This window comes from Alishewanella sp. WH16-1, from assembly GCF_001441695.1.
Lineage (GTDB): Bacteria > Pseudomonadota > Gammaproteobacteria > Enterobacterales > Alteromonadaceae > Alishewanella > Alishewanella agri.
Map to the genome: position 1 here is coordinate 22,279 of NZ_LCWL01000024.1, position 14,532 is coordinate 36,810.

Below are 14,532 nucleotides of genomic sequence, written 5' to 3' on the forward strand. Positions count from 1 at the left end.
GGCGCAGCATGAGCCATTAGCAATCACGAGTCAGGAGCAGCCATGAGCCAAGAACTAACCAGCCCGCTGCAATTACCGCTGCACGGCAGTGTATTGATTGAAGCCAGTGCTGGTACCGGTAAAACCTATACCATAGCAGCGCTGTATTTACGTTTTATTCTGGCGCATCTGCCGAGGCTGACAGCGGCAGCCAGTCGCAGCACACCGCTATTGCCGGCGGATATTCTGGTGGTGACCTTTACCAAGGCGGCAACGGCAGAGCTAAAAGACCGGATCCGTCAGCGTCTGGTGGAGGCGGCGGCATTGTTTCGTGACGCTTCGGCCAGCGCCGATGCTGTGTTGCAGGCACTGAAGGCCGATTTTGCGCCGCAGCATTGGCCGGAATGTGCCTATGCGCTGCAAATGGCCAGCGAAGCCATGGATGAAGCCAGTGTCAAAACCATCCATAGCTGGTGCCAGCAGGTGCTGCGCGAGCATGCGTTTAATAGCGGCAGTTTGTTTCAACAGGAGTTGCTGACCGATCTTAGCGCCCTGCAATTAGAGGCGGTAAGAGACTTTTGGCGCAGCTGCTGCTACCCATTACCAAGCGAACAACTACAACAGATCCAGGCTCTATACCGTGAGCCGGAAGCCTTACTGGATGATCTACGGCCGTTATGGGCCCAGGCCAGTGCCAGTTCTGAGCCGGTACAATTAGCCGAGCTGCTGTTGGCGGCTGAGCAAGCCTATCAGCAGCGGCTCAGTAGCGCCTTTTACTATTGGCAACAAGCGTTACCGGCTTGGCTGGATTGGATTGCCGCGGCCGAAGCGGCCGGCAGCTTTAGTAAACCCAGAACCTATAATCTGAAAAAAGCCCGTCAGGATTTTGCCCCCTTGCTGGATTGGACGGCCTTAGCTGTTGCTGAGGCCGTAACGCAGTTACCTGAACTGAAAACCTCTTTTATCGACAATTACGGCAAGCAGTTTTACCAACATTATCAGGGCGAACCGCTGGCAGCAGACTGGCCGGCGGCCTTGCTGGAGTTGGTTGCGCTACTGTCCGAAGGGCCGGCGCTGCGGCCATTACTATTACCACAGGCGGTAAGCTGGTGTAAGGCGCATCTGGAGCAACAACTGCAGCAGCAAGCCAAAATGGGCTTTGATGACATTATCCAGCAATGCCGGCGTGCACTGGAGGGTGATGCCGGGCCGGCACTGGCTGCTATTCTACGGCAGCAATACCCGGTGGCAATGATTGATGAGTTTCAGGATACCGATCCGGCGCAATACGCCATTTTCAGTGCGGTATACCAGCTGGCCAGCAATGCAGCGGCACAGGCAGTCTATTTGATAGGCGATCCGAAGCAGGCGATTTATGCCTTTCGTGGCGGTGATATTTTCACCTATCTGCAAGCCCGCCGCGATACCTTAGGGCGCCACTATACGCTGACCACCAACTTCCGCTCCAGTAAGCAGATGGTGGCGGCCGTTAATGCGTTGTTTCGGCCAGCCGAGCAAAGCGCCGCCAGGCAGGCATTTTTATTCGCGGACAGCAGCGGCAACCCGTTGCCTTTTACTGAAGTTAACGCCAGGGGCGTTAAAGCCGAGCTGATGATTGACGGTCAACCGGCTGCGGCTGCCTTAACCCTGTGGACTGCCAGTGCCGGCAGTTTCGATGAGGGTGCAGACGATAGTAAAGCACTGAGTAAAACCCTGTACCGGGAGCAGCTGGCGGGCCGGGTTGCTGACTATATTGGTGCTCTGCTGGGTAGTGCTGCCGCCGGGCGCACGGGTTTTATGCTGCGGCAGGAGGCTGCGACTGCGCCGACCTTACAACCGCTGCAAAGTAAAGATATCGCGATTTTGGTCAGTACCCATCAGGAAGGGCATTTGATCCAGCAGCAGCTGCGTGAGCGCGGCATGGCCAGCGTGTATTTATCGGATCGTAATTCCGTGTTCGACAGTGAAGTGGCCGGCGATCTGTATTTACTGTTGCAGGCCTGTGCCGAGCCGGCCAATCAGCAGGCGCTGCTAAACGCGCTCTATACGCCACTGGTGGCCTTGCCGCTGGCGCAGTTGGATGCGCTAAGGCATGACGATAGGCTTTGGCAGCAGTATCAGGAATGGTTTTATCAGTTTAGCCACTGCTGGCAGCAGCGCGGCGTATTGGCGCTGATCCGCCAGTTAGTGCAGCAGTTTCAGGTGGCAGAGCGGGTGTTAGCGAACGCCGGTGGCGAGCGCTATCTGACCGATTTACTGCATCTTGCCGAGCTGTTGCAGCAGGCCAGTGTCAAACTGGATGGTGTGCATGCGTTGCTGCGCTATTTCTATCAGCATCTGTACCAGCAGGAAGCCATTGCCCAGCCAGCAGATGACCAGATAGTGCGGTTGGAAAGTGATGCTGAGCTGATCCAAATTGTGACCATCCATAAATCGAAAGGGCTGGAGTATCCACTGGTATTTTTGCCCTTTATCAGCCTGTGCCGTCCGGTAAGTCATGATGACCGGCTGGTAAGCTTTCATAATGAAGCCGGTGAACTGGTGCAAAGCCTGACGCCCGGCAAGCTTGAACTGGCAACCGCCGATCAGGAGCGGCTGGGCGAAGATATCCGCAAGCTCTATGTGGCAGTGACCCGGGCCAAATATGCGACCTGGCTTAGTTTAAGTCCGGTAGGTGATTGGCAGCGCTCAGCGCTGGCCTATCTGCTGGGCTGTGATCAGGCGACAGAGCCGCTGCAGCTGCTACAGCAAGCCGAGGCGCTGTGGCCTGCTAATGCCAAAGACATTCAGGTGCTTGCCTTGCCTGATTTTAGCGCACCGCAGCATTTGCCGCCGGCGCACAGCGGCTCAGCCTCACAGTTTGCCGCGCGGCAACGCAATACTGCGCAACCTTTTGAGCCTTGGTGGATCGCCAGTTATTCGGCGTTAACCTATGGTGCTGCCAGTCAGGGCGATACCGCGCTGGAGCATAACCTGTTGGAAGAGCAGGCCAGTGCGCTGCTTGCAGAAGCCATGCCGAATGCCTCCCCGGCAGCCTTGGCAGCAGACAGTGCAGCGCAATTTGCCGCTGTCGCGCAGTCCTTGCCAGCAACGCCAGACTTAGTCAGTTTGCATGACTTTCCACGCGGAGCCGGGCCAGGGACCTTGCTGCATAACTTGTTGCAGGATGCGGCTGAGCACGGCTTCGCCGCCGTGGCAGCCGATCCTGAGCTGTGTCAAAGCCTGGTTGCCCGGCGCTGCCGCCACGGAAGCTGGGCGCAGCGCGCTGAGTTATTAAGTCGTTGGTTACATGGCTATCTGCAGCTGAGTTTTCCGTTACCGGGTGGTGGGCAGGTAGCACTTAATGCCTTGCGTAGCTATCGGGCTGAGCCTGAGTTCTGGTTCGCCGTACAGGGGGTCAGTACCCGGCAACTGGACAAGCGGGTTAAGGCCGCTGTGCTGGGCGGTGCCGCCAGGCCTGAGCTTAGCCGTAACTACTTAAATGGCATGTTAAAAGGTTTTATCGACTTGCTGTTTGAACATCAGGGTAAGTACTACGTGCTGGATTATAAATCAAACTATCTGGGGCCGGATGATGCGGCTTATCACCCGGCAGCGATGCAACAGAAAATCTTACAAAGCCGCTATGAGCTGCAATATGTGCTTTATAGCCTGGCCCTGCATAAGCTTTTAAAAGCCCGCTTAAAAGACGCATATAGCTATCAGCAGCATGTCGGCGGCGTGGTGTATCTGTTTTTGCGTGGCCAGCAAGCCAGTAGCCGTGGCGCCTTTATCGATCGGGTACCGGAGTCGTTGATACTGAGTTTAGAGCAATACTTTATGCAACAAGAGCCTCAGTCTGCTGTGGAGGTCGCCGATGCTGATTAGTGCAGTGCTACCTGAGGTGTTACAACGGCTGCAGGATCGTCAGGCGATGCTGGCGCTACTGGCCGCCTATCAGCGCCAGCAGCTGTTAAGTCAGCTTGACCTAGCCTTTGCCCGCTTTCTGGCGCAGAACGCACCCACAGTACAACCCCTGAGTTTGTTGCTTGCTGCCTTACTGTCGCGACAGGTTGGCCGCGGCCATGTCTGTTTGCCACTGGCCGATTTACTGGCCGATGCGCCACAGCTGCTCAATTACCAGAGTGCGCAGTTAAGCCCTGAGGCGTTAAGCCAGCAGGATGGCAGTCTGTTACCGGATCCGGCACTACTACTGGCGTCATATAGTCTGGACGAGCTGGAGGCCTGCCTGACACAGTGCGATACGGTGCTTACTGTAACACCGGCCAACGCTGAGTCGATTGCCAGCGTAGCGCCGGGCCGGCCGCTGGTATTGGATCAACAGATACTCTATTTCGCCCGCTACTGGTCAGCAGAGCAACAGATCGCCGCCGACTTGCGCGCTTTGATGCAAGCGGTAAGCCTGCCGGCAGAGCCGGCGCAGCTAAAACGTTATCTGGATCAACTGTTTGGCGCTGAGTCGTTAGCAGTTAGCGCTGGCGATGCCTTTGCTCAGATCAATTGGCAAAAGCTGGCCTGCGCCAACAGCCTGCGTAGCCGTTTTAGTGTGATCACCGGCGGACCGGGCACCGGTAAAACCTATACCCTGGTGCGCTTACTGGCGCTGTTACAGCGTTTGTCGGCCACGCCACTGACCATCAAGCTGGCAGCTCCCACCGGTAAAGCCGCGGCGCGGATGAAAGAGGCGATTACCCAGGCGATGCAAAGCTTACAAGCGCTGGCAGAAGACTGGCAGAGCGCGGTTTCCGTGATCCGCGCCGACAGCGCGACCCTGCATAAACTGTTGGGGGTACAAGCCGGCAGCCGGCAATTTAAGCATCAGCGCAGTAAACCGCTGGCGCTTGACGTGTTGATTGTTGATGAAGCCAGTATGATTGATATTGAGCTGATGCAGGCGCTGCTAGCGGCACTGCCGGCGGATGGCCGCCTGATTTTATTAGGTGATAAGGATCAGCTGGCCTCAGTGGAAGCCGGCGCTATTTTAGGACAGCTTTGTCAGGATGCCGAGCAGGGTGGCTATAGTGCAGAAACTATGGCTTATCTGCAGCAATTCAGCGCCGCACCTATACCGGCGCAGTTGGCAACCAGCACGCCGCGGCAGCGGCTACAACAGGTGGTGATGTTGCGGGTTAGCCGGCGTTTTGATCAACACAGTGGTATTGGCGCCCTGGCCCGCGCAGTCAATCAGGGTGAGCAGGCGCAGGTCGATTATTTGTTATCAGGTCAGGCGGGCTATCAGGATCTGCAGTTATTAGCCGGGGAGCCGGAGCAAGATCCGCTGCAACAGTTAGCAGCCTTGTGCCGTCGTGGCTTTGCCGCCTACTGGCAGCAGCTAGCGGCCAAACCTGACGCGGGTGCCGAGGCGGGCGCTATTGAGCAGTGGGCGCGGGCGGTGCTTAACAGCTATCAGCAATTTCAGTTATTAACGGCCGTGCGTGAAGGTCCCTTTGGCGTTGCCGGTTTAAATCAGCTGGTACAACAGGCCTTGCCGCAACTGCCGGCCAGTCGCAGTTTGCAGCAGGATAGCTGGTATGAGGGGCGGCCGGTAATGGTTAGCAGTAATGACTATAATCTGAATTTGCGTAATGGTGACATCGGCATTGTCCTGATTTCACCGCAGGATCAGCAAAAACGTGTGGTCTTTATTGATGCTGATAACCAGTTAAGGTGGATCTTACCTAGCCGCCTGGGTGCTGTTGAAACCGTCTTTGCGATGACAGTGCATAAGTCGCAGGGCTCAGAGTTCAGTCATACCGTGCTGGTATTGCCGGAGCGGGATAACCCGGTACTCTGCCGCGAGCTGCTGTATACCGGCATTACCCGGGCGGCAAAGCAACTGACCCTGGTGGTCCCAGATTATCAGGTGCTGAAACAGGCGGTGCAAAGACGCACCGTGCGGGCCGGGCGCTTGCCCTTAGATGAGTAAAATCCCTGATGCAAGAACGTAATCTGCGCAATTTCTATATCCCGGAAGAACAGTCAATCTATCTGTTGAACGCCAATGACGCGAAAAAGCTGAAAGATTGGGTGGCGCTCTGTATCAGCAAGTTACAACAACTAGGATACCGGGATATCCATTTGCTCGGTAAAGGTGCTTACGGTTTTGCCTTTGCCGGCTTTGGCATTAACGACGAATGCTATGTATTTAAGTTCTCGCGCATCAATCTGCCGCAGCATATTCAGGAACGTCTGGCCGATGAAGCCTATATGTTGTCGCAGGTACAACATCCGGCGGTGCCGCGTTATATCACTTATCAGGTGGTGCGCAAGCAGGGCATTCTGATGATGGATCGGGCGCCGGGTATCGATTTAGAGCAATACAGCCTGCAGCATGGCCGCCTGCCGGTACGTTTGCTGGTGGATCTGGCGGCGCAACTGGCTGAGCTGCTGCAATATTTACGTAGTATCGAAAAAGACGGCGCGCCGGCGCCGATAGTCCATGGCGATATTAAGCCTTCTAATCTGGTATTTGAGGAGCAAAGCGGCCACCTGAGCCTGATTGACTGGGGCTCCTCGGTGTTTGCTCAGTTGGATCACGAGGGGCATTATCTGTCGAATAACGTGATGCAGCTGATGTCAGCTGATCTGCAACACTCCAATGCCCGGATGGGCGATGTCTATTTTATTGGCCCGGAACAGCGCAGCGGGCAGTTATCCAGCCCACGCTTTGACGAGCAGGGCGTCGCCAGTACCCTCTATGCGCTGGCCTCGGGGCAGGCCTGCCGCTTCGGCCGCAAAGCTATTCCGGCACGTAGTCTGGGTTTGCCGCTGGAGTTTGCCACCTTACTGGATAGTATGCTGGCCGATGATCTGTCATTACGCCAGCAGGCCGGTGATTATTTTATCAAGCAGATGCCGCGCTTAAAGCAGTTGGTATTACCGGAACTGCCGCTGTTTGATGACAGCCCCGTATTGCCGGTTTGGGTGAGCCCACAGCGGCGTGAGCTGGATACCGTGGTGTACTCGTCGCGCAAATCCTTTTTACGCGAGCATAACGAAGAGCTGGATATCGCCTACGTCGATGATGTGCAGCTGGAACGCTATTACAAAAACTATCTGGAAGGGATGGGCGAAACCGAAAAAGCCTTTATCGCTGCCGTCAGCCGGCTCGGGCGCTATCCGGTCGTAGGCGGTTTAGCCATCCACTGGCAGGCCGGCGGCATCTATATCGACAGCAGTCTGAATTTATATGATCAGAGCCTGAGTCAGGCCTTCGCGTTGGCGGTTAATAATGTGGTGACGCTGGCCCGTGCTATCGGCAAGGTCGGGATCTTTAAAGCCTGTCTATTTAATGCCCGCAATACTATTCATATTAGCCGCGCATCGGAAGCGGAGCCCTTTGTGGCACCGCGAGAGAGTCGTATTCCGTATCAGCTGGCGCCGGTACTCAGTGCAGAGGAAGCCAGTAAGCAGCACTCTTACTTTGAAGATGGTAAGGATCCGGATGAGCAATTGGTATTACCCGATGCCATTATGGACGATATCGCGCGGCTTAACCTGATCCGGCATACCGGTTGTATTATCTTTGAGGTCACGCCCTTGTATATGAAGATCCACAGCTACTACCGCCTGCTGGATCCGGCGGCTGAACCAGAATTTAACCGTTTACTGCAGAGTATCCTCAGTAAGGTGGGTTTGATCAGCGGTGACGGTGTCGGGGGCTTTATGAAGCTGCCATATAAAGACACCCGCAAGTTTAGTCATCAGAGTCAGGCACCACAGCTGTTGTATCCCGCCAACCCGTTGCAGTTTAACGCCGCAGGCGGCTCTTGCTGAAATAAGCAGCAATTAGTCGTGTTTAGTGTACGGACTGCGCCTGGACGCCAGCGTGACGTGCTAAAAAAGGTTTAAATTAGCGCTTAAAACAAGTAATGTACTGCTTTTGACCCTAACTCACTTTACGAACGAAGATGTCGAGCGAAAAACACGCACTCTATGCTGAATTGCTGCAGCAGGCTAAGGCTTTGCTGCAGGAAGAAACCGATGTGATTGCCAATATGGCCAATTTCAGTGCTTTACTATTTCAAAGCCTGCCAGATTTAAACTGGGCAGGCTTTTATATTATGCGCCAGGGCGAACTGGTGCTGGGACCCTTCCAGGGTAAGGTGGCCTGTGTGCGGATCCCGGTAGGCAAGGGCGTTTGTGGCACCTGTGTCGCAACGGGTGAAATCCAACGCGTTGCCGATGTGCATGAATTCCCGGGGCATATCGCCTGTGATGCTGCCAGTAATTCAGAGATTGTGTTACCGGTACGGCAAGGCGGCGACATTATTGCGGTACTGGATATCGACAGTCCGTCACTAAACCGCTTTGACGACGTCGATCAGCAAGGCTTGGCTGCCTTGGTTGCTGCGTTTGAACAAGCCTTGGTTGCCGCCTGATGAAAGACTTGCTCTCAGTGCAGGATTACCTGCTGCAGGTGGAAGACGTCGGTGACTGGGATGGCGAAGAAGAGCTGGTTGCCGATAAATTTAATACCATAGTGCACGCAGTGTGGGATGCGCTACCTGATAGTTTAACCACTAAGCAAATTCGCCAGTTAATGCCACTGTTGTGGGAGCAACTGCGTGGCGATACGGTATTACTGGACGCTGACGAAGACGAACTGATTGATTGGGCACTGTCCTATATCCAACAACAAATAGAAGAAGGCATGGCTGACGATGAGCCTGCTGATGAAGAAGAGTGAATGCTGCATGACAATTGCTACCCCTGTAACGGCTGATACCCCTGTAAATTCTGAACTGGCGACGCCGGTAGCGGAAAAACCAGCGAATGTAAAAGAGGTTTTAAGCTTTTTAACCGCAAATTTTCCGCTATGCTTTATTAGCGAGGGTCCGGTAAAACCCTTAAAAGTGGGGATCTTTCAAGATCTGGCAGCTCGCCTGGGTGAGGATGCCGCTGTGAGTAAAACCCAATTGCGGCAAGCGCTAAGGGTTTATACCTCGAGTTGGCGTTACCTGGAAGCCATCAAAGAAGGTGCCAGCCGGGTCGACTTAGATGGCCAGCCTGCTGAGCTGATAGATGCTCAGCAAGCGGAGCATGCGGCAAAATTATTGGCAGAAAGTAAACAAAAAGCCGCTGAGAAACGTAAGGTCCGGCAACAGGAGCAAAAAGCGCTGGCGGCAAAGACGGCGCAAGCTGAAAGAAGCCCGGGCGCAGCTAAACCGGTACGGTCAGAACAAAAAAGACCGAACAAAAACCCTAAAGCTGCCTCTAAGAGTGTGAAAGCGCCGGTTAAAGCGGTACAAAGCCCTGTCGTTAAACCTGCTGCGGCTGCGGTAGAGTTAGCGGCGTTAGCACCGCAACACACAGTGGTCGGCGCTAAGGTGCTGGTGAAGTTAGGCTCAAGTCCAATGCCAGCGACAGTAACAGAAGTAAACCTGCCGGATGTGACGGTACAGTTAAACTCCGGAATGGTGATCAAAACACGTCAGGACAGCCTGTTTCAGGCCTGACGCAAACTGAGAGTGTTATGAAAAAATTTTCCCTGATAGCTGTTGGTTTATTTTTAGCACTTGGCGTTGCTGCAGAGACCACAACGCCGGTTGATATCAGCGCCTTACCGGTCATTAGCCAGTCGCCACAACATGCGACTGCCAGCAAACGGGTAGCGGCAACCTTTACCCGGGCCCACTATTTACCGGTGCAGTTGAATGACGAGCTGTCAGGGCGAATTTTTGACCTCTACCTGAAAAACCTTGATTACTACCGTAACCACCTGTTAGCCAGCGATGTCAGCGACTTTGAGCAATATCGCAATCAATTTGACGATGCGATCAATCGTGGCAACCTGAGTTTTGCATTCGATTTCTTCAATTTGGCGCAGCAACGGCGTTTTGAACGTTTTGATTTTGCCATCCAGCAACTGGAGCAAGAGCACAATTTTGAAGCCGATGACTATTACGTTTATGACCGTGAAGATGCAGCCTGGCCTTCAGACCGAGCCGAGTTGGATGAGTTATGGCGGCAACGGGTTAAGTTCGACTTACTCAATTTAAAACTGACCGGTAAAACTCTGGCGGAAGCCAAAGAAATTTTGGTTAAGCGTTATCGCAATACGCAGAAACGCCTGATGCAAACGAATAGCGAAGATGTATTCCAGTTAGTCATGAACTCGTTCGGCAGAGCGGTAGAAGCCCATACGTCCTATCTGTCTCCGCGTAATGCCGATCGTTTTCAGCAGGAAATGAACCTGCAGCTGGAAGGCATTGGTGCGGTACTGCGTGCCGATGAGGATTATACGGTAATCCAAAGTCTGGTGCCGGGGGGGCCGGCGGATCTGACCCAACGCTTAAAGCCAAAAGATCGTATTATTGGCGTAGCGCAGGACAGTAAAGATTTCGTTGATGTTGTAGGCTGGCGCCTGGACGATGTAGTGGATCTGATCAAAGGTCCCAAGGGTAGTAAAGTTCGTTTACAGGTACTGGGCGGTAGTGATGTAAATAGCCAGACTCAGGTGGTGGAGATCGTTCGCGATAAGATCCGGCTGGAAGACCGGGCAGCAAAATTTGAAGTACTGGAGCCCAAACTAGGCGAATTAACGTCTAAAGTTGGCGTCATTAATATCCCGGGCTTTTATAACAATTTGTCTGAGGACGTGAAAAAGCTGCTGGCCGAGGCGAACGAGCAAAAAGTTGAAGCTCTGATCGTTGATTTACGTGGTAATGGCGGCGGCTCCCTGCAAGAAGCTACCCTGTTAACCGGTTTATTTATCGATCGTGGTCCGGTGGTACAAATCCGATATGGCGATGGCAAGATTGGTCTGAATGGTGATAGCGATGGCGTCTCCTTTTATGATGGTCCACTAACGGTACTGGTTGACCGCTACAGTGCCTCAGCCTCTGAGATTTTTGCTGCTGCGATGCAGGATTATGGCCGGGCCTTGGTGATAGGTGAGCAGACCTTTGGTAAGGGAACTGTGCAGCAACATCGCGGAATAGGTCGGATCTACGACATGTTTGAGCAACAGCTCGGTAGTGTGCAATACACCATGGCGAAGTTCTATCGCATTAATGGTGGCAGCACCCAGCATAAAGGTGTGATTCCGGATATTAGCTTCCCGTCGGCAATTGACCCTGCAGACTGGGGTGAGAGTAAGGAAGACTATGCTCTGCCCTGGGATGCGATCACCCCGGCGCAGTATGCGGCGCAGCAAGATCTGCAACAAGTTATCCCTGTGTTGCAGCAAAAGCATCAGCAGCGTATTGCGAATGAAGTCGAGTTTCAGTATCTGGCCGCCGATATCGCTGAATATCAGCAGCAGAAAGATGAAAAGCGGGTATCGTTAAATAAGGCGGAGCGCATTGCTAAGCGTAAAAGTGATGAGGCCAGGGCGTTACAACGTACCAATGAGCGGTTGAAACGGCTGGAATTACCTGCGGTTACTTCGGTTGACGACGCACCTGAGGTATTGAGCAAGCTGGATCCATTTTTAGAAGAAGCTGCCCACATCACGTCAGACTGGTTGCAGTTAAACCGGCTGGCCAAAAAGTAAGTCAGCATAAGCGAAAAGGGCGGTGTTAACCGCCTTTTCTCAATAATCATAATACGTATTACAACAACATAATAATTATAAAGGTTAACTATGTCGGGAACACGTCAATCCGTGCACGGCCTTTGGTCGAGCCGTCTGGCTTTTATTCTTGCCGCCACCGGTGCTGCAGTCGGCTTGGGAAATATCTGGAAATTCCCCTACATTATGGGTCAGAACGGCGGCGGTGCCTTCGTGCTGGTTTATCTGCTGTGTATTTTACTGATCGGTATTCCGGTTATGATGTCGGAAGTGTTGATTGGCCGGCGCGGCAGGCAGAGCCCCGGTTTATCAGTAAAAACGCTGGCCTTAGAGGCTAATGGCAGTACCCGTTGGCAACTGGCGGGTTGGAGCGGCTTAGTTGCCAGTTACCTGATCCTGTCATTTTATGCGGTGATAGCCGGCTGGGCACTGTATTACGTCTTTAAAACGGCCAGTGGTGATTTTGTCGGCATGCCAGCCGCAGAAGTTGGCGCTGAGTTTGGTAGTTTTATCAGCAACCCGCTGTTACTGATTGGATTTTCAACCGTTATTCTGGCGGCGACAGTGTATGTGGTGGGGCGCGGTGTGCACAAAGGTCTGGAGCAGGCAGTTAATTATTTGATGCCGGCCTTATTTGTACTGCTGCTTGTGATGGCGCTTTACTCTGGTTTCAATGGTGACTTTGCGCAGGCCGCTGAATTTATGTTTAAACCGGATTTTTCAAAATTGACGGTGAACGGCGTCTTGCTGGCATTAGGGCATGCCTTTTTCAGTCTGAGTTTAGCTTCTGGCGCTATGATGATTTACGGGGCTTATTTGCCGACTAATGTGTCTATCGGTAAAACAACGATATTAATTGCACTGTGCGATACGGCCGTCGCTCTGTTGGCTGGTTTGGCAATATTTCCACTGGTATTTGGTTATGGACTAACGCCGGCAGAAGGGCCAGGGCTGATTTTTGTTACCTTACCGATTGCCTTTGGTAGCATGCCATTTGGCACGCTGTTTGGTACGCTATTTTTTGTGATGTTGGTGTTCGCCGCTTTTACCTCTACCATCGCCATGATTGAATCGACCGTTGCCTGGTTGGTCGAAACCAAAGGCTTAAAACGCTATCAGGCGACCATTGCAACCGGCTTGTCGCTGTGGTTACTCGGTTTGCTGACGGTATTCTCCTTTGCCGGCGCCAGCTGGGCCAGCCTGGACTGGACTATTCTTGGTAAGCCAATCAGTAACTTTTTTGAGCTTAAAGATTATCTGACGTCCGCAATTATGTTGCCGGTGGGAGGACTCTTTATTGCAGTCTTTGTTGGTTGGGTCATGACGGAAAAAGCGACCCGTGAAGAACTGGCAACGACACCCTTTGCCTATCAAATCTGGCGTTTGGCTATCCGTTGGTTAACGCCGGTGGCGGTGATTATCGTATTTTTAAATCTGATCGGCTTGCTGGACTGGTTCCGCAGCCTGACTAACCAGTAAGCGGAGCATGGTGAACATGGAACAAACTCAGGTACGAGCTCCAAGCTTGCTGGATGCCATTCTACCGATGCTGGTACTGATTCTGTTATTGGCGGCGTCGGTCATACTTTTTGGTAGTGACTCGTCTTACGGGCCAAATCAAATCGCACTCTTTATTGCCGCTGGTGTCGCGATCATTATTGGTTTGAAAAACGGCTACAGTTGGTCTGATCTTGAAGCCGCGATGGTAAAGGGCATTTCGCTGTCATTGGCGGCCGTACTGATTTTACTGGCGGTCGGTGCGCTAATCGGTACCTGGCTCTTATCCGGCACAGTACCAACCTTAATCTATTATGGTTTGCAGGTACTGAGCCCGAGCTGGTTTTATGCCGCCAGTTGTATCCTGTGTGCCGTAGTCGCGATGAGTATCGGTAGCAGCTGGACTACTGCTGCCACTATCGGCGTCGCGCTGATTGGCGTAGCCACGGGTTTGGGGCTGTCACCGGCAATTACTGCGGGTGCCATTGTCTCCGGTGCCTATTTTGGCGATAAAATCTCGCCGTTAAGTGAAACGACAAATCTGGCGCCCGCCGTAGCCGGTGCAGATTTATTTCAGCATATCCGGCATATGTTGTGGACCACCATCCCCAGCATTGTGCTGGCCGTTTTTGGTTTCCTGATTATCGGTTTTAATACTGAAGTTAGTGCAGATCTGGAGCAGGTACAACAAATCAGTGCGGTACTGAACAGTCAATTTAATATCAGCCTATGGACGCTGGTACCGTTGTTTGTACTGTTATTTATGGCAATGCGCAAAGTGCCAGCCTTTCCAACCGTTTTTATCGGTGCTTTATTAGGTGGTGTCTGGGCAGTGTTGTTCCAGCCAGAGCTGATAAACCGCTTAGTCGATGAGCAATTACCTGCCGCCGTTGCGGTGGCAAAACTGGTGTGGCAAACCCTGTTTGCTGGTTTTAGCATCAGCACAGGCAATAAAGATATGGATGATTTGCTCAGTGGTGGTGGTATGGCGAGCATGCTCAACACCATCTGGCTGATTTTCTCGGCGATGATGTTTGGCGCTGTGGTGGAACATATTGGCCTGCTACGGAAATTTGTGCAGTCAATTCTGGCGTTCGCCCGTAGCACCGGCTCACTGATTACCAGTACTATGGCAACCTGTCTGGCAACCAATATCCTGACCGCCGATCAGTATATGTCCATTGTGATGCCCGGCCGGATGTATAAAGAGGAGTATGAGCGTCGCGGCTTGGCACCGGTCAACTTATCCCGGGCTCTGGAAGATGGCGGCACCATAACCAGTCCGTTGATTCCGTGGAATACCTGCGGTGCCTATATGCATGGTGTGCTGAATGTTAATCCGCTGGATTACTTGGTCTATGCCTTCTTTAATTTGATAAACCCGGTGCTGGCGGTGATCTATGCGTATCTGGGGATTAAGATCCTCCGTCTGACACCACCGGAGTCGGTGTTGCCAGGTTTAGCCGGTAAAAATAGCTAAGAAAAAAGCCTGAAGAGATTCAGGCTTTTTACCTTAAGACAGTATATGAAGTAGGGATCTG

At 53.0% G+C, this 14,532-nt stretch carries 9 protein-coding genes; all 9 read left to right on the forward strand.

The genetic code is table 11. From position 1 onward, the window contains the following. Positions 1-42: 42 nt before the first annotated feature. Positions 43-3,846 (forward strand): exodeoxyribonuclease V subunit beta, encoded by a 3,804-nt coding sequence (gene recB / locus AAY72_RS02640; RefSeq protein WP_057785484.1) that lies wholly within the window; start codon positions 43-45, stop codon positions 3,844-3,846. Next, complete coding sequence (gene recD / locus AAY72_RS02645) at positions 3,836-5,905, forward strand: exodeoxyribonuclease V subunit alpha (RefSeq protein WP_057785485.1); 2,070 nt, start codon at positions 3,836-3,838, stop codon at positions 5,903-5,905. The genes recB and recD overlap by 11 nt, the downstream gene beginning before the upstream one ends. Before the next feature lie 8 nt (positions 5,906-5,913). Continuing rightward, positions 5,914-7,755, forward strand: a complete 1,842-nt coding sequence (locus AAY72_RS02650; protein ID WP_057785486.1) for a protein kinase — start codon at positions 5,914-5,916, stop codon at positions 7,753-7,755. A gap of 134 nt (positions 7,756-7,889) precedes the next feature. Beyond that, positions 7,890-8,360 carry a GAF domain-containing protein gene (locus tag AAY72_RS02655; protein WP_008949313.1) on the forward strand — a complete coding sequence of 157 codons (471 nt, stop codon included), beginning with the start codon at positions 7,890-7,892 and terminating at the stop codon, positions 8,358-8,360. Beyond that, complete coding sequence (locus tag AAY72_RS02660; RefSeq protein WP_057785487.1) at positions 8,360-8,668, forward strand: hypothetical protein; 309 nt, start codon at positions 8,360-8,362, stop codon at positions 8,666-8,668. The genes AAY72_RS02655 and AAY72_RS02660 overlap by 1 nt, the downstream gene beginning before the upstream one ends. Before the next feature lie 7 nt (positions 8,669-8,675). Beyond that, positions 8,676-9,437, forward strand: a complete 762-nt coding sequence (proQ, locus tag AAY72_RS02665; RefSeq protein ID WP_057785488.1) for an RNA chaperone ProQ — start codon at positions 8,676-8,678, stop codon at positions 9,435-9,437. Positions 9,438-9,454: 17 nt separating this feature from the next. Beyond that, positions 9,455-11,476, forward strand: a complete 2,022-nt coding sequence (gene prc, locus AAY72_RS02670; RefSeq protein WP_057785489.1) for a carboxy terminal-processing peptidase — start codon at positions 9,455-9,457, stop codon at positions 11,474-11,476. Positions 11,477-11,566: 90 nt separating this feature from the next. Beyond that, positions 11,567-12,973, forward strand: coding sequence for a sodium-dependent transporter (locus tag AAY72_RS02675; protein WP_057785490.1), 1,407 nt, complete (start codon positions 11,567-11,569; stop codon positions 12,971-12,973). Between the two features lie 7 nt (positions 12,974-12,980). Then, positions 12,981-14,471 (forward strand): Na+/H+ antiporter NhaC, encoded by a 1,491-nt coding sequence (gene nhaC / locus AAY72_RS02680; protein ID WP_369815327.1) that lies wholly within the window; start codon positions 12,981-12,983, stop codon positions 14,469-14,471. Positions 14,472-14,532 lie beyond the last annotated feature (61 nt).